Origin of the sequence: Bradyrhizobium sp. (assembly GCF_004799445.1) — a bacterium.
GTDB lineage: Bacteria > Pseudomonadota > Alphaproteobacteria > Rhizobiales > Xanthobacteraceae > Bradyrhizobium.
The window spans coordinates 39,346-59,315 of sequence record NZ_SSNA01000112.1; the positions used below are offsets into that span (position 1 = coordinate 39,346).

Below are 19,970 nucleotides of genomic sequence, written 5' to 3' on the forward strand. Positions count from 1 at the left end.
TCTCGAAGTTCGCACGAACCGCAAAAACCCCTGTCTCTATTTGCTCTCCGGAGGGGATGGCGGCGCGGCGGGCGCCGGCACTTCCCTGATGTCCGGCGTCGGGTTGTATCCGGCCGATCTGGCTCCGGCGGGCAGTCCCGGAATGTTCCGGCATTCCATTGAATAGACCAGGTCGCCCTTCGACGTGCGCCCGGTGGGTTCGCAGACCGGCTCTTTTACCGCAGGCGGCGTTTGCGCCAATGCAGGCGTCGCCAGCAGCAACACCACGGCAGTCCATTTTTTCATTTCATGCCCTGACATTATCGGCGAACGCGGCACGCCGAGTCGTGCTTGCATGGTGCGAGCAGGTCGATGGCCCACGCTCTCACGCAAGGAGCGCAATGCATGGCTCCGCTGCTCGTTCCCTTCGATCGGGATTTCTTTCGAAGACCGCGTGTTTGTTGCAAAACATTAACTTCCCGGCCAGCACGCCGTAAGGCCGGAGATCTCATGTTGAGGCTCAGCATCGGGCGCGAGTCGCGCCCCGCCATTGCCTCAAATTCATGGAGACTTTGCTATGACAGACCATCGATCCGACCGTGTTTCAGTTCCCCTCTATCTTCGAGCCCGGCGTTCGATGTTCTCCGCGCGCAAGATCGCGCTGATGGCTTCCGTCGTTGCCGGCCTCGGCGTCGCCGTCTACGGCTTTGATTCCTCGCCCGGCGGCTTCGGCATTCTGGTCAGCCCGGCCCATGCGCAGGTCGACAACGATGTCAGCAAGGTCGCGCAGCCGATCGGGTTCGCCGACATCGTGCAGCGCGTGAAACCTTCGGTCATTTCAGTCAAAGTCACGATGAAGGACAAGGCCGCCGACGCCAGCGATCGCGGCGATGACGGGGCGGATCAGTCGGGCCCACCGATGGAGCGCTTCTTTCGTCGGTTCGGCGGGCCCGAAGGTACGCCTCCCGGAATGCGCGATCACCGCGGTGGTCGTGGCGCCATGATGGGTCAGGGCTCGGGCTTCTTCATCTCGCCGGATGGCTACGCGGTTACCAACAACCATGTCGTCGATGGCGCCAGCAAGGTCGAAGTCACGACCGACGACGGCAAGACCTACACCGCCAGGGTGATCGGCACGGATGCGCGCACCGACGTCGCGCTGATCAAGGTCGAAGGCGGCGCGGACTTTCCGTTTGCCAAGCTTGCCGCAGGCAAGCCGCGGACCGGCGACTGGGTACTGGCGGTCGGCAATCCGTTCGGCCTCGGCGGAACCGTCACCGCCGGCATCGTCTCGGCAAGTGGCCGCGACATCGGCAACGGTCCGTATGACGATTTCATCCAGATCGACGCGCCGGTCAACAAGGGCAATTCGGGCGGTCCTGCCTTCAACATGCAAGGCGAAGTCGTCGGCGTGAACACCGCCATCTACTCTCCCTCGGGCGGCAGCGTCGGTATCGCCTTCTCGATCCCGGCTCCGACCGTGAAGAACGTCATCGCCCAGCTCAAGGACAAGGGAACCGTCAGCCGTGGCTGGATCGGCGTTCAGATCCAGCCGGTGACGCAGGATATCGCCGACAGCCTGGGTATGAAGAAAGCGGAGGGCGCGCTGGTGGCGGAACCCCAAGCCAACGGCCCCGCCGCCAAAGCCGGCATCGAATCCGGCGACGTCATCACGTCGGTCAACGGTGAGGCGGTCAAGGATCCCCGCGAACTCGCGCGCACCATCGGCAGTCTTCCGCCCGGCAACGCGGTCAAGCTCAACGTCCTGCACAAGGGAAAAGACGCGGCCATCAACCTCACCCTGGGCCAATTGCCGGCTACGCAGCAGGCGAACGCCGCTGAACCGGAGCACGGCTCTCAGGGGTCCGACGTTCCGCGGCTCGGCCTGACGGTCGCGCCGGCGAGTTCGGTCGCGGGCGCCGGCAAAACCGGCGTCGTTGTCACCGACATCGATCCGAAGAGCGCCGCCGCCGATCGTGGCGTCAAGCAGGGTGACGTCATTCTCGAAGTTGCGGGAAAGAGCGTGGCGAATCCGGATGACGTCCGTGAGGCGATCAAAACCGCACACGCCGAGAGCAAGAACAGCGTGTTGATGAAAGTTCGCTCCGGCGACGGCTCGCACTATATTGCGGTCCCGCTCGCGCACGGCTAGCCAAATAACGAAAGAAGCCGGCGGCGCGTCCCACGCGCCGCCGGTTTTTGCGTGCTGATGGTCCCGCGTTTGCTTCGCCGCCTTCCGCCGTTAATGCGCAACAACGCGGTCTTCGGGCGCTGATCCGAAACGGCAAGCGGTCACCCGCTATGGATAGGGCGCCGGCCCGAGCTTGGCGATCAGCGGATTGTCGGTTGGCGCCGGCGAAAGGTCGCTCACGGAGCTGTCGCCCAGGAACTGGCCGAGGGTGGCCTGAATCATCTCCTTCGCGGAATCCGGGCCGCGGTCGCTCATCCAGGTGTGCTGAAACTTGGTTTTGACGATGTCGATCCCATCGGCCTTGGCCTCCTGGGCGGTCGGCAGCACGCCGGGGTCGGTTTTGAAATTGGGGTCCGTCGAGCGGAACGACAGGATCTTCATCTTGTCGTTGAGCACGAAGGGAACGCGCAGATTGTCGAGCGTGATGACTTTCGACACCAGTTCGGGGTGTTGCTGGGCGCAGAACATCGCGACGTCTCCGCCGTTGGAATGTCCGACCAGCGTCAGGTGATTGTAGTCGGCGTTCGGCTGCAGCTTTTTCAATTGGCCGAGCACGAACAGGATATTGGCCTCGCCGCGTTGATAGACCTCCAGGCGGCCGACGTAAGGCAGTCCGACCTTGGTCATCAAGGGCGGGTCGGTCGGCAGATCCTGCTGAATGCTGGCGACCAGATATCCCCGTGCCGCAAGGACGTTGGCCAGGAATGAATATTCGGTATTCTTGACCGTGTTGCCGTTGCTGATGACGGCGACCGGAAGCTTCCAGTAACCGGCATCGGCCTTCATCTCGTAATCGCGGCGCACGGCGATATCCACCGAGACGGGGCGCGCCCGCGCGGCGTCGAAAAGATTCAGCGTTTCATGCCGAATGGCCCACTTGCTGGCGGCGACGTAAAGGCCGCCGGCGAGAATGCAGATGCAGGCGAATACGGCAAATGCCCTTTTCATCGTCTCCACCACCGATCACTTCTGGTTCAATAGATGGTGTTAAAACGCCTGAACAGCGACTTCAGGCCATGCCGGTGGCGAATTAATTTTAGGAAAGTTATTGCTCTGCAGCATCGATGCGGGCGGCCAAAGGCCCCAGGCCTGGCTCAGCCGGCCGTTCGACTTGCGGCATGGCCTGAAGCCTGGTTTGCGGCCTTGCCTGCGCCGGCCGCCTTTTCCCTGATCATGGCGACAACGGCGTCGATGATTCTGACGATGGCGGTGCGCCGGTAGGCCCAGCGCTGGTCGGGATCGGGGGCCGCGATCACCATGGTGGCGTTGGCCTCGAACAGCAACAGATCGCCGTCGGGACCCAATCCGAAATCGATGCCGGCATAGTCGAGGCCGAGCGCGTCGCGTATCCCGGCGAGCGCGACCATCGCCTTGTCGCCCAGCACCGCCGGCATATCGGCAAGGAAGGCCAGTTCCTCCGCCCGATGGTCCGGCTGGTCGGCCATGTCGGAGGTGAAATAATGCACCTTCCAGTTTCGGGATATCGCCAGATGCAGCGGATAGATTTGTCCCGCGATCATCATCACGCGGTATTTGCGCGCGCTGCCGTCCTTGCCGCGGGCATCGAGATATTCGATCGCCAAGAGATCGCTTCCCGGCAGGTCCGCCACCGCCGCCGATAATTCGGCGGCGCGCTCGACCAGGATGAAATTGCGTCCGGTGTGATAGCCGGGCGAGCGCAACAGCAGCGGAAACGCAAATCCGTGATCCGCAAGGAAAGCGGCGGCAGCGGGACCGGTCAGGATGTCGCGCGCGATCGCCAGGGTTTTCGGGGTCACCACCCCGGGCACGGCGGCAAGCCGCGCCGCGTTGCTGATGCGCCCGGTCTTCATGACCGCGCGGGGCTCGTTGATGACAGGCTTGGTGCTGCGCGCGATCAGATCGATAGCGGCTTCAAGCGCGGGCTCGCAGAGGTCGGCATCGCCGATCGCGTTGAAGATCAACTGGTGCGGCGGCAGCGGCGCCTTTGGGTCGAGATAATCAGCGACAACCACCGAGGTGAGGAAGATGCAGTCGTCCAGGAATGGGGCGGTCGGAATATTGCCGCCGCCGGAGGACACCAGTTGCAGGAGCGTCAGCGGCGGCGCGCTGCCGCGATAGGGCAGGCTCGAGATGGCATGGCCGGCAAAGCCTTTGCGGAAATGCTCGCGCGCGCCGTCGCGGTCGCCGTCGTCGGCGAGCACCGCGCCCAGTCCCTGATGTGCCTGCGCGTGATCCGGATCGGCCCGCAACGCTGCCTCGTAATGCGCGCGCGCCTCTTGATGCTTGTTGGCCCGCAGCAGGAGATTGGCGAGATTGACATGCCCCATCGGGTTGTCGGGATGGTGGAGGATCGCCTCGGCATAGACGCGGCAGGCGGCATCGATGGCGCCCTGGCCCGCCAGCAGCGTTCCGAATTCGTTGAGCGCGCTGAAATTCGTGGGCCGCCGCCGCAGGATATCGATGAAGGCGGCTTGCGCGTCCTGCCGCCGGTCCAGCGCGCCGAGCAACGCCGCGTGCTCGATTTCGGTTTCGAGCGCTTCGTCGCCGCTGCGCGGGCGCGCGAGCAGATCCTCCAGCTGACGCAATCTGGATTCCTGTGCCAGCCGGGGCGCCCAGCCGCCGCCGCGAGAGGGGAGCGCGCTCTGTTTCGGTACGGTCACGATGCGAACGATTCGAGAGGGGAGACTTCCAAGCCGCCACTATCGGCTGATTCGCAACCTTCGTGTATCCCGGAAATGCCGACGGCAGCGCTCGCGCGGTACTGCGGCCATATTCGGGCGTTTCGAAATGCCCCGTTACGGCTTTTGATCGAAGGTGACGCCGATCCGCTTCTCCTTGCGCCAGACGACGCGGCAGGGCAGATGGTTGCCATCGGTCACCAAGGTGAACTGCGCCGGGATTCCAAGTGGGCTGCCAACGTCCAGAGCCGCGCCGGTGGCGGAGATATTGCGGACCGTGCAATCGATCGCACCGCCGCCGAACTCGATCTTTCCGGCCTTCAAGACCCGATGCCTGGTTGCAATCCGGTGCTCGTCCATCGGGTCGTCCAGCTCCAAAACCGCATCGAATGATAGCAGGTTTCCCGAAAAAGCCCCGGACCACGCGGGGTCTTCTGGCGGGGAACCGAAAGCGGGCCGGAACCATCACGGAGCTGGCGACTTAGCGATGTACTGCCGGACGCCCGGAGCCCCCCTTTGGCGTCCGTCTTAACGACGGCCCCAGCGCGCCCCCCTCGCGCTGGGGCCGGTCCTTTTTGGCGAGCCGCGTGGGGCCAAATCGAGACGTGTTTTCGGCTATTCGGAAACGGTCGAAGCCAGAGAGGCCAGCGGCACGTTGAGCGCATAGACGAAGCCGGCGGGCTCATAGGTCAAAACCACGTCGCCCTTGAGCTGCCTGCCGAGCGTTTCGATCAGCCGGGTGCCGAAACTGCGCCGCTCGGGAGAGCGGACCTCGGGGCCGTTCTTCTCGGTCCATGTCAGATTCAGGCGCTGCCCGCTGGGGTCGAGCGCCCAGGCGATCTCGACGCGCCCGGTTGGAACCGACAGCGCGCCGAATTTCGTGGTGTTGGTGCAGAGTTCGTTGAGCGTCATCGCAATCGCGATCACGGCTCCCGACGTCATCCGTATTTCGGGTCCCGCGATCGAGAATTTCGGGGTGTCCGCACTGTCGAATGCTTCGATCGCACCGCGAATGATGTTGCCGAGGTCCGCGGTCGTCCATCTCGCCTGCAACAGAAGGTCGTGAGCCCGCCCCAGCGCCAGCAGCCGGCCCTCGATCGCGCGCTGCGCGTGTTCGGCGCCCGCCACGTTGCGCAGGCTCTGGGAGACAATCGCGTTGACGGTCGCCAGCGTATTCTTGATGCGGTGGTGCAGTTCCTCGAGAATCAGCTTCTGGAGCTTGTCGGCCGCCTCGCGCTCCATGGCGTCAATACCGGCCTGGGCGAGCAATTTCCGCGCATCGATTTCGGCCTGCTCAAGCAGCAACCGAAGGCTGACGTTCTCCGCCTCCAGAATCTCATGGTGCGGCGCGTCGAGACCAGCATGGCGCTCGTGTTGATGAAGGTCAGTTCCAAGCATGAGCAAGTGTATCACCTTATGTCGGATACCGGTCAGAACAATCGAGGCGGCATTGGTACACAACGGGCTGAATATCGACGTTTTTCGCCTGGAAGCACCGAAATCAGGCGTGGCCGATCATTTTCTGCATCTGGGAGATCATTTCCGCGGCTTCGAGCGGTTTTCCGAAGAATCGGCTGTCGGCAGGAATTTCGGTGGTGCTCAGCTTCAACTGGCCGGAGACCAGGATGATCCTGATCGGGGGCCAGCGCTCATGCACCGTGTGGGCGAGCTTCAGCCCGTCCATGCTGCCGGGCATCTGGATGTCGGTCATGACCAGCGCGATGTCGGATCGGGATTCGAGGATTGCGACAGCTTCGTCTGCATCCACGGCCTCAACCGAGGTATAGCCGGCGTCTTCGACCATATCGACCGCGCGCATCCGCAGCAGCATCTCGTCTTCGACGACGAGAATGACCGCGCGAACAAGCGAATGATCCAGAACCGTCATGACGGGCGCTTTCGAGGGTGGCGAAAGAAATCGGCCCGTGCCATCGACCGGAATGGCCGCGCGAGACAACTATCGAGACAACTATCGAGACAATTATCGAGACAAGTATCTCGTGAGCGATATGATCCCGATTAACTTAAAAATGCCAGAACAAGCTCGCGCGTCGCAGCGGGGAGAGGGGTGCAGCGCCCGCAAGCCGCTGATATCGCCCGCAATATGCCGAATACAGACACCCGCTTGCGAATCTGCGACATAGAGTGCGTTCGGAAATCCGGAGATGGACGAGGCTGATCGAGGCCCTGACCAATCATTTGCGGGGGGCTGGGCAGGCTCCCGCCGTCCAGGGCGATGGCGATCGCCGTGACCTGCGGCTCGATGCCTGCCGTGGACTGGCGCTGTGGTTTATCTTCATCGATCACATTCCCGGTGACGCGTTCGGCTGGCTGACGCTTCGCAATTACGGCTTCAGCGACACCACCGAAGCGTTTGTGTTCGTGTCCGGCTATACCTGCATGCTGGCCTATGGCGGAGCGTTGCGCGCGCAGGGCTGGCCCACGATCGTGGCGCGGAGCTTGCGGCGCGGCTTTGAAATCTACGCCGCTTTCCTGCTGCTCTTGATCGGCTATTTCGTCTTGATCTGGCTCGCCGGCGGCGGCCGTTATATCGACGACACCAACACGCGGGTGTTTTTCGAAAATCCCGGCGCGGCCCTGATTCACGCCGTGGTCCTGCAATACACGCCGGTCAACACCGACATATTGCCCACCTTCGCGCTGCTGCATCTGGCCTTCCCGGTCGTGCTGTGGCTCCTGATCCGCAATGCCGCGGTGGCGCTGGCCTTGTCGTTTTTGCTTTATCTCATGGTACAGCTCTTCAGCTGGCACGTGCCGGCGTGGCCGGGCGGCGAATGGTACTTCAATCCCCTGGCCTGGCAGTTCCTGTTCGTGTTCGGTGCCTGGTATGCCGATGCGGGCGCCGGACGGCTCAAGGCGATCGCGCAGTCGCGCGCTGTGCTGTGGCTTGCGCTGATCTATCTCGTGCTCAGCCTCGTCGTCGCGCTGAGCTGGCAGATCGAGCCGCTCAGATGGCTGATCCCCGATATGGTGTCGGGACTGATCTACCCGATCGACAAGAGCCATTTGGCGCCGCTGCGGCTCGCGCACTTTCTGGCGCTGGCCGTCGTGGTCTCGCGGCTGATGCCGCACGACTGGCACGGGTTGATGAAGCCGTGGATGACGGCGATGATCCGCTGCGGCGAAAACTCGCTCGCCGTATTCTGCCTCAGCATCCTGCTGTCGTTCGCGGGCGAGGTGATCCTGCAGGAGATTTCCGGCAGCATCGCGATGCAGGCCGCCGTCACGCTTGCCGGGATCGCGCTGATGATAGCGGCGGCGACCCTGATGACGTGGGAAGCCAGGCTCGACCGGCGCGGGCCGAAGCTGTTTTGAAGCGGATCGCCTTTCCGCGCTGTCTTTTGCGGGACATGCGTTGCAGATAGACAGGTCACTTCGGAGGTGTTGCCCGTGAGCGATGTTTCAAGACCAGATCCGACCAAACGCATCGCGGTGCTTGGCGCACCGATCGAGATCGGGGCGTCGCAGCGCGGAACCCTGATGGGGCCGGCGGCGCTGCGAACGGCCGGGCTGCTGACCCTGCTGGAGGGGCTCGGATTCGCGGTGGACGACCACGGCGATCTCTCCGTCGCCGGGGTGGCCGAGCTCGATGACGCTGTCCCCGGCAACGCCCGGCATTACCGGGAAATTCAGCGCTGGATCCGGACATTGAGCGCACGCGCCTACCAGCTCGCGCATTCCGGCGTCATCCCGATCTTTCTCGGTGGCGATCACTCGCTGTCGATGGGCTCGGTGAACGGGGTCGCGCGGCATTGCCGCGATACCGGCCGCGAGCTGTTCGTGCTGTGGCTGGATGCGCATGCCGACTACAACACGCCGGCGACGACGATCACCGCCAACATGCACGGGATGTCGGCGGCGTTTCTGTGCGGCGAGCCGGGGCTCGACGGCCTCTTGGGGCAGGAGCCGCGTGCCTCGATCGGTTCGACCCAGCTCGAATTGTTCGGCACGCGTTCGCTCGACAAGGCGGAAAACGATCTTTTGCGCCATCGCCGCATCAGCGTTGCCGACATGCGCCAGATCGATGAATTCGGGGTCGGGATCCTGATCCGCCGCGTCATCGACAAGGTCAAAGCCCGCCAGGGTGTGCTGCATGTGAGCTTTGACGTCGACTTTCTCGATCCCGATGTTGCGCCCGGCGTCGGCACCACGGTTCCCGGCGGCGCGACCTATCGCGAGGCGCATCTGGTGATGGAGATGCTGCATGATTCCGGACTGGTTCAATCCCTCGACATCGTGGAACTCAATCCATTCCTCGATGAGCGCGGGCGCACCGCGCGCACCGCGGTGGAACTGATCGGAAGCCTGTTTGGCCAGCAGATCACCGATCGCCCGACACCTACCAACGCGATTGGTTCCGATCGCTGAGACGTTTAAACGAGGAACCTTCACCGCCGCGCATGATTGACCTTCGGAAGTGGAAACGTCAGGCGAGGTAGATTCGATGATCGAACATCATCCGGGACGAAGCGGTGTGCATCCTGTCATCGTCGCGATAGCGGTAGCGATCTTCGGCGCATTGGCGATGCTGATCGTCGATCATGGTCCGTGGAGCCACCCGAACGTGCAGACCGCGGAGGTCGCCAATCACCAGACCACCGGTCAGGCCGCGCGGGCCGCGGGCGCTGCGGTGTCGCCGACCGCGCCCAAGCTGTCGCTGGAGCCCGAAGCTCCCGGGCCGAAGCCTGCACAGCCGGCCAGTCCTGATTAACCACCGGGATCAGCTGCTCTTGAAAAACGCTTCAGCGCCTAACGGATGCTGACAAAGGTGCCCCAAAGCGCCGCGAGGATGGCGCCCACGAATACCCAGGAGGGATTGTCGCAGAACGTGCTGCCGTATTGGCACATGGTCACGCCGAACGAGCCGATCTCATGATGTGCGGCGGCGTAAAACAGCCCCGACAGCACGGCCAATGCCCCAGCTACAAAAAGCATCACACCCTCCCTGAAGGGATAAAATATCGATGGCTTCAAAAGCGGAGGTGATCCGGTCCGCTGATAGGCGCGATGGTGGCGCCGAGCGGTTGCAAATCGGACAAAGAATCCGGTTAATTTTTCGCTAATCCTTTTCATGCTCACGGGTGTTCGCCCGCGAGCATTCAGCCGAGCCAATCCGCGCCACAGACGACAGAAGAGGTTGCTATTCCGCCGCCTGCGACGACGGCGGGCGCATGGTCTCGACGCCATCGGCCACGGTGGCGGAGATCGTGGTGCGTACCATCAGCCGCGCCTCATGCGAGGGCCACGGCCGGCCGCGATGCATGGTCGCGCGGTTGTCCCACATCACGACGTCGCCTTTTCGCCACTGGTGCACATAACTCGTGCCCGGGGCGGTTGCGAACGCCATCAGCTCGTCGATCAGCTTGCTCCCGGCCGCCGGCTCCATGCCTTCCACCGCATAGGCGTGCGAGGCGAGGTAGATCGCGCCGCGGCCGTTCGCAGGATTTTTCCACACCATGCGCCAGCATTGCGGCGGCAGTGCCGCGCGCTCTTCGGGGCTCGCAAGGTCCGGCGCGATCTGGCTGCGTGAATGCGCGTAGTCATGCCAGGCAAAGGAATTTTCGAGCCTCTCGCGCATGGGCGCATCGAGCCGCTCGAAGGCAAGGCGGGTCGAGACGTATTCGGTCTCCCCGCCATGCGCGGGAATGATGCGGGCCGACAGGATCGAGGTCAGCGCCGGCACGCGCTTGAACGAGGAGTCGGTATGCCAGAGCTGGTTGGCTCTGTTGCGCAGGACAAGCCGGTGATCCGGCGGCACAACCTTGCCGTCAGGACCGATCGTGCTGAGGATCACGAAATGCGAACCCGTCCCCTGCGAGCCGACTTTGGTCACCTCCGGCGGACCGAAGCGGCGCGAAAACTCAAGCTGGATCTCGTCGGTCACCTGCTGGTCACGAAACACCAGGACGGAATGTTCCTCGAACGCCGCGCGCGCCGCCGCATAGGCGGCATCGTCGCGCGCGATATCGGAAAGGGTCACGCCGCGCAGCTCGGCGGCGAATCCCGGACCCATGGGCACGACGTCCATCGGTAGGTCCTCCCTGTTGTTATGGCCGGCGAGGTTAGGGCAAATCCGCCCGAGCGGCAACGCGCGGGATCGCTTGGCGCGGCGCGGAAGGCAACCCGTCAAATCTGTTGCGGCAGTCCCAACGTCTATTTCGGTCCGCTCGCGGCGGCGGCCTGCTGGGTGACTTTGCTCTGCGCAATGATACCTTCGAGCCGGGCGATGTTTTCCAGCAGGCGCTGGCTGGTCAGCACCAGGAAGTAATAGCCGAATTGCGGGTTCTGGAAGTAGATCTCGAGCAGCTTCTCATAGGTGATGGTGAGCACGTGGCCGTCCTCGAGGCATTCAACCGTCGCGGTGCGCTTGTTGTCGGGCGACAGGAAACCGAGTTCGCCCATCAGGCGTCCCGGCGGCAGCTCGACCTTGATTTCCGTGACCAGGAATTTTCCGGTGAGGGTCAAAAACATCTCATTGGCGGTATCGTCCTTTCTGAACAGCACATCGCCCTTGCGATATTTGCGCTCGGTCATGAACGGCTTCAGCCATTCCATCGAGGTGTCGCCCTGGGTCGCGCTGCGTGCCTTCTTTACGAGAACGAGCATCTGGCGGAGGCGAAAGGCATTGATGGGGACCATCAGGAGATACAACAGGAACGTCGTGACGGTTCCGGTGAGCGCGCCGAAGCCGGCGAAGAAGGCGCAGCCGATCATGTTGGCAACCCGCAACGGCACCATGGTCTGCGTCAGCAAAGTGGCGACAAAGAAGATCGCGCCGATCAGCGCGAACATGTTGGCGAGCGTGATGTTGGCCAGAAAGATTTCCAGCAGGCGGTTGAAAATCGCGTCGTAGGTGATGTTGTTGGGATCGAGACCGAGCTGAACCAGAATCTTGGCGACCCTGAGGTTGTCAGCGGCGGTGTCGAGAATGCGATTGAGCGTCGTCGACATGTCTGCACTGAACGTCATCGAATCCCCCGCGCAAAATTGCCGGTCATCGCCATAGACCCCGGATCTGGTGAAAATCGAGGTCGGGCAGCCACGGTTGAGCCAGTTAGTAGCGGTCTGGATGCCAACGATCAACTTTTACCCGTGAAGCCGAGCGCATCCTGTGCGAGCCGGGTTGAGGTGCCCGGCTGGCCTGGCGGCGGGAGGGGGAGCCAGGCTTGGCAGGATATCGTCGATCGGCGGCGCCGTGGCCGGCGGGGCGGCTCGGTGCCGGCGGTGGCGCCAGGTCGGGGCTCGCATTTCAAAGGCGGCTTCCGGTCCGCCGTCGACTGTTGCCCGCGGACCGCTGGCGATGAAACCCTAGGGGTTCAGGGGCAATAGCGCGCTCCGTAGCGTCGCACTCGAAATCCCCATCAACCCTGTGAAGGGGTTATCCAGCTCCAAAACCAGAAAAATCGCGCAGGCAAACGACAGCGCGCAGACCAGCAGGGATGTCATGACGACCAGATTGGTTCGCGCGAACAGGGTGAAGCTCAGGAAAATAGCGCTCAGCCAAAAAACCAGAATGATCAAGAACGGAGTCGGGATTGAGCGCCCGGCCTGGGCGAACAACTGCAGCCGGGTCTGTGCGCCTTCCGTGAAGGTCTGAATGGCGCGAGCTTGCAGGGAGCGTTGCGCATCATTGGCCGGCGCGAGACGCTCCAGTTCACTTTCGAACGCCAGCGACTCGGCGCTCGACTTGAACTGAACGGGTCTGGCGGCCGCGACTTCCTCCTCGTGCCAGATGCGATTGGCCAGCGGCTGGATGCTTTGCCGCAGCAGGTTGCGGAGCTGAGTTGCTTCCGGACCATATTGCGCGAGCAGATCGTCCAAAAGGATGATGCTGGCGGTCATTTGTCTGACCTGGCTGGTCTTCTGATCGAACGAGTTTTTCGCGGACGCGATCAACAGGCCCAGCACAAGGGCGGCTAACGTGCCGATCAGGCCGGTTGCCATTTTCACAACATCGCGGGAGTCCGGATGCAGGTGGTCCTCCGACAGCAAAGGTCGGAGGACCACCCCGAGCAAGGCGCCGCCAAATATGATCGCGAATACAAGAAGCGAGATCTGCCAGGCGCTCATCATTGCGATACGCCCAGCAATCAGTAGACCCTGCGGTGAACGACAACTGCCCGTCGTGGCGCAACGACAACAGCACGGCGGACCACGGGAGTTCCAACGACCACGGCGCCGCCAGCGCCAACGCAGCCGGCGCGATGGACGCCGCGGGCGCAGACAACCGCACCTGCATCCATGGTGCTCAAGGCGACGAAGCTTGCTGCCAGCAATAGAGAGATCATCAGATGTTTCATGACTATTCTCCTTGGGTTGCACGTCGTTTGGTTGGTCAATCTCAATTCCCCGGCGTTCGCCGGACGAGCGACGCGTCGCTCAGGCCGCCGTGACAATCGCCGGTTTCTTCGCCAGCATGTTTCGTCGGTCGTGGATCAGGCTCTCCAGCCGATGGGCTGCCACGTTCAAGGTGGCGTCATCCACCGCGTTCTCGTCTCCGCGAGCGGATCCGGCGCGCTGCGCCCTGAGGATGTCGTCGATTTCCTCTTCGATATCGGAAAGCTCAGCCTCTGTGCCGGCCTTCCGGATCCGGCGTCCCATGGCATACAGGGAATCCAGCGGCCCTTGTCCGGTCGCGGGCTGGCCTAGCCCAAGGAATTTCCAGGCCGCGGCAAACAAGGTGGCCGCGCCCCCCAGAGCCATCGGCGTCAGGTAAATCCAGTTGCCGTATTCATCCATGAAGCTTTGCTGGGTGCCATTATAGACGGCTGCTGCGCCGGGATGCAGGGGAAGCCAGGCGTCCTGGTCGGTGCTCGGCGCGGTGATCTGCGCAAAAATCGGCTGCTCGCCCAGAAGCTCCCTGCGCACTTTCATGATCGTCAGCGTAAGGCTGGTGACCAAATCGGTGCCGAGCTTCTTGTTCGCCACCAGATACAGTGAAGCCCTCAAGGTGGTCAGATCCTCTTCCGGAACCGGCGGCGACCCGCGCAGCGTGCCTTTGGGAACGTCGAAGCTTTCGTAGGCGCGCTCGGCCTGCGCGATGGCGCCGGCAGAATCGATCGGGATCAGTACCGGCAACGCCTTGGGGCCCTGCTGAAAGAAGTCCCGCACGAGGGACAGATATTTTCCAGCCAAAGGGATCACGACAAGCAGCGCATTCACCTCCTTGGATTGAATGGCGCGCCGGGCATCCGGCAGAGCGATATCCTTGAATACCCTGGCGCGATCGAGGCCGTATTCCCTGCTCAGCACGTCGACAATTTTGGCATTGGCCTCGCCGCCGACCACGCCGACGCGGCGGCCCTTCAATTTGTCGATGCTGTCGATGGTCGAGCCCGGCGGCGCGATCAGGAGTACGACCACATGGCTCACGACGACGACGGCCTGGGCTTGCGACAGGTCACCGACGTCGCCGCGAACCACCGCGAGATCCGCCTTGCCCGCCGCAAACGCATTGGCCGCTTCGAGCGCGGTGCCGCTGTCGATGACCCTGAGCCGCACCGGCGCATTGGTCGAAACCAGCCGGCTCGCAATAGCCGACATGGCCTTGGCGGCTTCGCCGTCGATCGACCCTACCGCCACGCTCAGCGTTACCGGACGCGTATAATACCGATAGGCAAGGAGGCTCGCGCCCGCCGCAAGACCAACCACGCCAACAACCAGGACGAGGCGAAGCCAGAGCGGCAAATTCAGCGAAACCATGCCCGTCACTCCCAACGCGCCGACTAATCGCCGCCGCTGCCCGGCCGGCTTTCTTCGTCATATTCTTTGGCGGCAATGCCGTTTTTCATGACTCTACACGAAATAGCTGCCGATGCGACCGCTGCGATGCGGGTCCTCATGGACCGGTTCGTTGTTACCGACGAAACCTCCGATTGTTCGGTCTGCGGACGACGATCAATTGCTGCGTTGTGCTTGTGCGACGGGCGCCCCGGGTGTGAGGCACCCTCCGCATACCTTGGCGCGTCTACTTGGCGATTGAGTTCCTGGCCGCCTCGATCTTTGCCTTCACGGCATCGAGGTTGAAACTGGCCCCCCTCTGCATCGGCGGAAACTCGATCGCTGTCATCGCCAGCTTTTCCACCTGCTGCTGAACAAACACAAAGCGCCAGAATTCGTATTTGAACCAGTCGAAATATTGCTGGGCTCCGTATCTGGTCCCGCTATCGGGCCAGCCCGTGCGCTCGAAGGGATCGAGTCGAAGGTTGATCAAGTAGGGCACGTCGGGTTTGGTTTTTTCGCCGAGCCATCCCGCAGGCTGATCGATGAAACGATACTTGTAATCGTCGACGCGCACGGCGCCCAGTTCGCTTTCGCCGAAGTACCAGATTTCGTGCCGGTTCGACGGTCCCTTGCCGGTGATCATGTCGATCTGGTTATAGCCGTCCAGATGACACTTGTAGGTCGTATCGCCGATCTGCTTGCCCTTCTTCAATTCCTCGACGATGTTCGGATTGCCCGCCGCGGCAAGGAACGTCGGAAACCAGTCCAGCCCGGAGATAATGCCGTTCTCGACCTTGCCCGCCGGCACCTTGCCCGGCCAGCGGATCAGCGCCGGCACGCGGAAGCCGCCTTCGAAGACGGTACCCTTGCTCTGCGCGAAAGGCGTCTGTCCGCCGTCCGGCCAGGTAAACACCTCGGTGCCGTTGTCGGTGGTGAAGACCACGATGGTGTTGTCATCCACACCGATGTCTTTCAACTTCTTCATCACGATGCCGACGTCGTCGTCGAGCTGCGCCATGCCCGCCTCGTGGATGGACCAGCCGTTCTGCGAGTTGCGCAGCGCCTCGTATTTCGGCGAAAGGTGAGTGACAATGTGCATGCGCGTCGGATTCAGCCAGAGGAAGAACGGCTTGTTGTCGGCCTTGGCCTTGTCAATGAACTTCAGCGCAAGGTCGCGGATTTCGTCGTCCACGGTTTCCATTCGCTTGGGATAGAGGGTTCCGGCATCCTCGATTCTTTGTTTGCCGACCTTGCCCCAGCGCGGATCTACGGTAGCGTCGTCGACGTTGGTCGCATACGAATGGATCATGTTGCGCGGCCCGACCGTATTCAGCAACTCCTGCGGATAGGCGGGATGCGCCGGATCTTCCATCGCGTCGAGGTGATAGAGATAACCGAAGAATTCGTCGAAGCCGTGCACCGTCGGCAGGAATTCATTCTTGTCGCCGAGGTGGTTCTTGCCGAACTGGCCGGTGGCGTAGCCCATTCCCTTTAGTGCGGTGGCGATCGTCACCGCCTGCGCAGGTATACCCGTCGGCGCGCCGGCCTGCCCGACCGTGGTCATGCCGGTGCGGATCGGCAGTTCGCCGGTAATGAAGTTGGCGCGGCCTGCCGTACAGCTCGCCTCTGCGTAGTAATCGGTAAACAGCATGCCTTCGGCGGCGAGCTTGTCGAGATTCGGCGTCCGGCCGGCCATCATGCCGCGATGGTAGGCGCCGAGATTCCACATGCCGATGTCGTCACCCATGATCATGACGATATTGGGTGGCTTGGCAGGCGCCTGTGCCGAGGCGGCGCTGCCGAACGCGAGCGGGAGCGCCAGTATCGCGGCCGCGAGATGGTAACCCTTGGTCATTGCACTATCCTCCCTTTTTCCAGTCTTCATGCCGGTCAATAGACAAACTTCCTGACGCGCGTGGTTGCTCTCCCTTGATCAAGGCGGTCGCTCACCGATCCCAGCCGCCCGATGACCGCCGACGCCGGGCCCAAGAGGACACTATGCAACCCCGCTTCCAGATGGCGCTGTTCAAGACTGCACACACATGACTCATGGACGTGTCGGCCGGCTGCGGGTGGCGCCCGGCGGGCCGGTAGCGACGGCAGTAATTGGGCGCGCATAAATGCGAGCCGCCTTTGACGACCTTGCGGGGAATCCTGATCTGCGGCTGGCATGTGTCGTAGCTGCCCGCCTCGATGCCGCCACGCGGATTTTCCGGAATGCAGCACGCCTTCGGCGATCCCATGCGAAATGTGCCGCCGGGAACGAGCCGCATGTCGGCTTGTTGCTGGTGTCGGGCCGATGAAGAGTCCGCGTTGGCCAGACTCATGGGGACCTGACTTTATCTGATCAAGATGACGCTTTCCCGGCACATCAATTGCGCTACCGGAGGTTTAGGGTTGATCAAATCCAGAATCGAAAGTTTCGATAAATGCGACATGCCAACGACGGGCGTTGATGATGGCCAGTGCAAGCCGGCTTGCCAAACGTGTCAGTCAACCTGACACTGTCTTCGTTAGCCAATTCTGCCTCCGACGCGACATGGGAGCAAGCACGATCGTCACCGCGATTGCGAAAGGCGCGTGGGAAACATTTCAAAGACGAAATCAGCCTTGACGAAATCAGCCTTGGCTCATCCGCTAGGAAACGCCATGTCCGCTGACCCTGATGGCAATCGAAGAGTGGACATGGTGGACGTCTCTCAGGCGGCGGTCCGCCGCCGCGCTGTCATGACTTCGAGCAGATGTTCACTATCCCGGAGGGCGAGATCGAGTTGATGTTTCGCGGTGAGGTCAGGTGCGCAGCTGCGGGTTCGACCGTGAACGTCCCGGCCCACGCGCCGCACTTCCTCAGGAACGAGTCGGACCGGCCGGCGCGCCGGCTCTGCATTTGCGCGCCGGCTGGGCGCGAGCCGTTTTCGCGTTGGTCGGCGATCCCGTCGACAGCCGCGGCGTCTCCCGTGCTCGGCCAAGATGAACGGGCCGAGCGCGTCAACGCGCAAAGGCACGCGCGGCCAAAGACCGAACCGAGCCGTTACGGTGGGGGACTTTGTTCCGCGGGCGCGTCACTGGGTCGCGCCAATGCCGAACTTGTGAAGCTCAATGCCCCGGTATTGCTGCCGTCCGCGCCCAAACTGCTGCCGTTGGCGCGCAGGGGCGCCCCTACATTAACGGATAATTAACTCGCGGGCGCCGGGCGCCAGTAGTAGCCCGGATGTTGCGCGGCGGTTACATGTCACAGAAATCATATCATTTTTCGGCGATGGCGGATCAACTAGCACAACTATTGCATTGCTTCAGGGAGTCGGTCGCGTGTCCAATGGCTTCATGTGCTGAAGTTGATTCGCGGTCCGGGTACACAGGCAGCGCTTTGACGACGTGGGAGTAAGGACGGGCGTTCCAGCGGTGCCGCAAACCATGTGAGGAGAGGGATCATGTACAACGATTCTCTGTTCAATGCTTTCGCCCGGTCCTTCGAGGCCCGAAGCGAAACCGACATGTCGATGGCGGAATATCTGGAGTCGTGTCGAGGCGACCCGATGCGATACGCCAATGCAGCCGAACGACTACTAGCGGCAATCGGTGAGCCCCAGATGATCGACACGGCCAAGGACCCCCGCCTTGGCCGTATTTTTTTGAACCGCACCATGCGCATCTATCCGGCCTTCGCCGCCGGGTTTTATGGCATGGAGGAGACCATCGAGCGGATTGTCGGCTTCTTCCGGCACGCCGCTCAGGGCCTGGAGGAGCGCAAGCAGATACTTTATCTGCTGGGCCCGGTGGGCGGCGGCAAGTCCTCGCTTGCCGAGCGGCTGAAGTCGCTGATGGAAGTCCATCCGATCTATGTGCTGAAGGCCGGCGACGAACTCAGTCCGGTATTCGAGAGCCCGCTCGGTCTGTTCGATCCGGACTCCCTCGGCCCGATGATCGAGGAGAAGTACGGCATTCCGCGCCGCCGCCTCAACGGGCTGATGAGCCCATGGTGCTACAAGCGGCTTGAAGCCTTCGGCGGCGACATTTCCCGCTTCCGCGTCGCCAAGATCCAGCCCTCGCGCCTGCGCCAGATCGCGATCGCGAAAACCGAACCGGGCGACGAGAACAACCAGGACATCTCCTCGCTGGTCGGCAAGGTCGACATTCGCAAACTGGAGACCTTCGCCCAGAACGATCCCGATGCCTACAGCTACTCCGGCGGTCTCAATCGCGCCAACCAGGGCGTGCTCGAATTCGTCGAGATGTTCAAGGCGCCGATCAAGATGCTGCACCCGCTTTTGACGGCGACCCAGGAAGGCAACTACATCGGCACCGAGAATATCGGGGCGATCCCCTTCACCGGCGTCATTCTCGCCCATTCGAACGAATCCGAATGGCAGAGCTTCAAGGCCAACAAGAACAACGAAGCCTTCATCGACCGCATCTGTGTCATCAAGGTGCCGTACTGCCTGCGGGTGACCGAGGAGCAGAAGATCTACGAGAAGCTCATCTCGGGATCCGAGCTCGCCAAGGAGCCGTGTGCGCCGGCAACCCTGGAGACGCTGGCGCGTTTCTCGGTGATGTCGCGTCTGCGCAAGCACGAGAACTCGACGATATTTGCCAAGATGCGGGTCTATGACGGCGAAAGCCTTAAAGAAAGCGATCCCAAGGCCCGCAGCGTCCAGGAATACAAGGATGCCGCCGGCGTCGACGAAGGCATGGACGGCGTCTCGACCCGTTTCGCGTTCAAGGTTCTGGCCGCGACCTACAATCACGACACCGCGGAGCTTGGCGCCGATCCGGTCCATCTGATGTATGCGCTGGAGCAGTCGATCCGCCGCGAGCAGCTTCCGGAGGAAGTCGAGAAGCGTTACCTCGAATTCATCAAGGCCGAGCTCGTGCCGCGCTATGCGGAATTCATCGGCAACGAGATCCAGAAGGCCTATCTCGAATCCTACTCCGATTACGGCCAGAACCTGTTCGATCGTTATGTCGATTACGCCGACGCCTGGATCGAGGATCAGGACTTCAAGGACCCCGACACCGGCCAGCTGCTCAACCGCGAGCTTCTCAACCAGGAGCTGACCAAGATCGAGAAGCCCGCCGGGATCGCCAATCCGAAGGACTTCCGCAACGAGGTGGTCAAGTTCTCGCTGCGGTCGCGGGCCCAGCACGGCGGCAAGAACCCGTCCTGGACCAGCTATGAGAAGATTCGCGAAGTCATCGAGAAGCGGATATTCTCCCAAGTCGAGGACCTGCTTCCGGTGATCTCGTTCGGTTCGAAAAAGGACGGCGATACCGAAAAGAAGCACGGCGAGTTTGTCTCGCGAATGGTGGAGCGCGGATATACCGAGCGCCAGGTTCGCAGACTGGTGGAGTGGTATATGCGCGTGAAACAAGCCGGCTGAGGCGGCTGCAACAGTGGC

Annotated in this window: 18 protein-coding genes and 2 pseudogenes; 6 read left to right on the plus strand and 14 right to left on the minus strand. The window is 62.2% G+C overall.

Annotation, left to right across the window (positions count from 1 at the left end; genetic code table 11):
• Positions 1-36 precede the first annotated feature (36 nt).
• On the minus strand, positions 37-285 hold the full coding sequence (locus E8A46_RS15530) for a hypothetical protein (protein ID WP_291562229.1): 249 nt from the start codon (positions 283-285) through the stop codon (positions 37-39).
• Positions 286-556: 271 nt separating this feature from the next.
• Between E8A46_RS15530 and E8A46_RS15535 the strand changes: the two genes are divergently transcribed.
• Positions 557-2,131, plus strand: coding sequence for a Do family serine endopeptidase (locus E8A46_RS15535; RefSeq protein ID WP_291562232.1), 1,575 nt, complete (start codon positions 557-559; stop codon positions 2,129-2,131).
• A 147-nt stretch (positions 2,132-2,278) separates the two neighbouring features.
• Here the strand turns inward: E8A46_RS15535 and E8A46_RS15540 are convergent, their stop codons facing one another.
• The 5 genes from E8A46_RS15540 to E8A46_RS15560 form a co-directional block, all read right to left on the minus strand.
• Positions 2,279-3,118 carry an alpha/beta hydrolase gene (locus tag E8A46_RS15540; RefSeq protein ID WP_291562235.1) on the minus strand — a complete coding sequence of 280 codons (840 nt, stop codon included), beginning with the start codon at positions 3,116-3,118 and terminating at the stop codon, positions 2,279-2,281.
• Between the two features lie 146 nt (positions 3,119-3,264).
• Positions 3,265-4,812 (minus strand): tetratricopeptide repeat protein, encoded by a 1,548-nt coding sequence (locus E8A46_RS15545; RefSeq protein WP_291562237.1) that lies wholly within the window; start codon positions 4,810-4,812, stop codon positions 3,265-3,267.
• A 135-nt stretch (positions 4,813-4,947) separates the two neighbouring features.
• Entirely contained in the window at positions 4,948-5,190 is a 243-nt protein-coding gene (locus E8A46_RS15550) for a PilZ domain-containing protein (RefSeq protein WP_291562240.1), read from the minus strand.
• Positions 5,191-5,445: 255 nt separating this feature from the next.
• Complete coding sequence (locus E8A46_RS15555) at positions 5,446-6,228, minus strand: sensor histidine kinase (protein WP_291562242.1); 783 nt, start codon at positions 6,226-6,228, stop codon at positions 5,446-5,448.
• A 103-nt stretch (positions 6,229-6,331) separates the two neighbouring features.
• Entirely contained in the window at positions 6,332-6,718 is a 387-nt protein-coding gene (locus E8A46_RS15560; protein WP_291562246.1) for a response regulator, read from the minus strand.
• A 257-nt stretch (positions 6,719-6,975) separates the two neighbouring features.
• On the opposite strand from E8A46_RS15560, the gene E8A46_RS15565 reads away from it, so the two are divergent.
• The 3 genes from E8A46_RS15565 to E8A46_RS15575 all read left to right on the plus strand — a co-directional run bounded on the left by E8A46_RS15565 (position 6,976) and on the right by E8A46_RS15575 (position 9,562).
• The gene (locus E8A46_RS15565) at positions 6,976-8,166 is read left to right on the plus strand and encodes an OpgC domain-containing protein (RefSeq protein WP_363251845.1); all 1,191 of its coding nucleotides are present in this window, start codon (positions 6,976-6,978) and stop codon (positions 8,164-8,166) included.
• A gap of 75 nt (positions 8,167-8,241) precedes the next feature.
• Positions 8,242-9,219 carry an arginase gene (gene rocF / locus E8A46_RS15570; RefSeq protein ID WP_291562249.1) on the plus strand — a complete coding sequence of 326 codons (978 nt, stop codon included), beginning with the start codon at positions 8,242-8,244 and terminating at the stop codon, positions 9,217-9,219.
• A gap of 76 nt (positions 9,220-9,295) precedes the next feature.
• On the plus strand, positions 9,296-9,562 hold the full coding sequence (locus tag E8A46_RS15575; protein ID WP_291562252.1) for a hypothetical protein: 267 nt from the start codon (positions 9,296-9,298) through the stop codon (positions 9,560-9,562).
• A gap of 38 nt (positions 9,563-9,600) precedes the next feature.
• Here the strand turns inward: E8A46_RS15575 and E8A46_RS15580 are convergent, their stop codons facing one another.
• The 8 genes and pseudogenes from E8A46_RS15580 to E8A46_RS15615 form a co-directional block, all read right to left on the minus strand.
• Positions 9,601-9,786 carry a hypothetical protein gene (locus tag E8A46_RS15580; RefSeq protein WP_291562255.1) on the minus strand — a complete coding sequence of 62 codons (186 nt, stop codon included), beginning with the start codon at positions 9,784-9,786 and terminating at the stop codon, positions 9,601-9,603.
• A gap of 205 nt (positions 9,787-9,991) precedes the next feature.
• Entirely contained in the window at positions 9,992-10,879 is an 888-nt protein-coding gene (locus tag E8A46_RS15585; RefSeq protein WP_291562258.1) for a TauD/TfdA family dioxygenase, read from the minus strand.
• A 125-nt stretch (positions 10,880-11,004) separates the two neighbouring features.
• Positions 11,005-11,820, minus strand: a complete 816-nt coding sequence (locus E8A46_RS15590) for a cyclic nucleotide-binding domain-containing protein (protein ID WP_291562261.1) — start codon at positions 11,818-11,820, stop codon at positions 11,005-11,007.
• Between the two features lie 339 nt (positions 11,821-12,159).
• On the minus strand, positions 12,160-12,693 hold the full coding sequence (locus E8A46_RS15595) for a DUF4239 domain-containing protein (RefSeq protein WP_291562264.1): 534 nt from the start codon (positions 12,691-12,693) through the stop codon (positions 12,160-12,162).
• Between the two features lie 248 nt (positions 12,694-12,941).
• The gene (locus E8A46_RS15600) at positions 12,942-13,151 is read right to left on the minus strand and encodes a hypothetical protein (protein ID WP_291562266.1); all 210 of its coding nucleotides are present in this window, start codon (positions 13,149-13,151) and stop codon (positions 12,942-12,944) included.
• A gap of 79 nt (positions 13,152-13,230) precedes the next feature.
• Positions 13,231-14,553, minus strand: a complete 1,323-nt coding sequence (locus tag E8A46_RS15605; protein ID WP_291562268.1) for a TAXI family TRAP transporter solute-binding subunit — start codon at positions 14,551-14,553, stop codon at positions 13,231-13,233.
• 265 nt (positions 14,554-14,818) lie between these two features.
• A complete protein-coding gene (locus E8A46_RS15610) occupies positions 14,819-16,429 on the minus strand; it encodes an arylsulfatase (RefSeq protein WP_291562271.1) in 1,611 nt (536 codons plus the stop codon).
• A 91-nt stretch (positions 16,430-16,520) separates the two neighbouring features.
• Positions 16,521-16,808: pseudogene (locus E8A46_RS15615) on the minus strand (hypothetical protein); the annotation flags it as partial.
• A 480-nt stretch (positions 16,809-17,288) separates the two neighbouring features.
• Here E8A46_RS15615 and E8A46_RS30465 point away from each other — a divergent pair.
• Both E8A46_RS30465 and E8A46_RS15620 read left to right on the plus strand, forming a co-directional pair.
• Positions 17,289-17,753 (plus strand): annotated as a pseudogene (locus E8A46_RS30465) (cupin domain-containing protein); the annotation flags it as partial.
• 252 nt (positions 17,754-18,005) lie between these two features.
• Positions 18,006-19,952 carry a PrkA family serine protein kinase gene (locus E8A46_RS15620; protein WP_291562274.1) on the plus strand — a complete coding sequence of 649 codons (1,947 nt, stop codon included), beginning with the start codon at positions 18,006-18,008 and terminating at the stop codon, positions 19,950-19,952.
• The last annotated feature ends 18 nt before the right edge of the window (positions 19,953-19,970 follow it).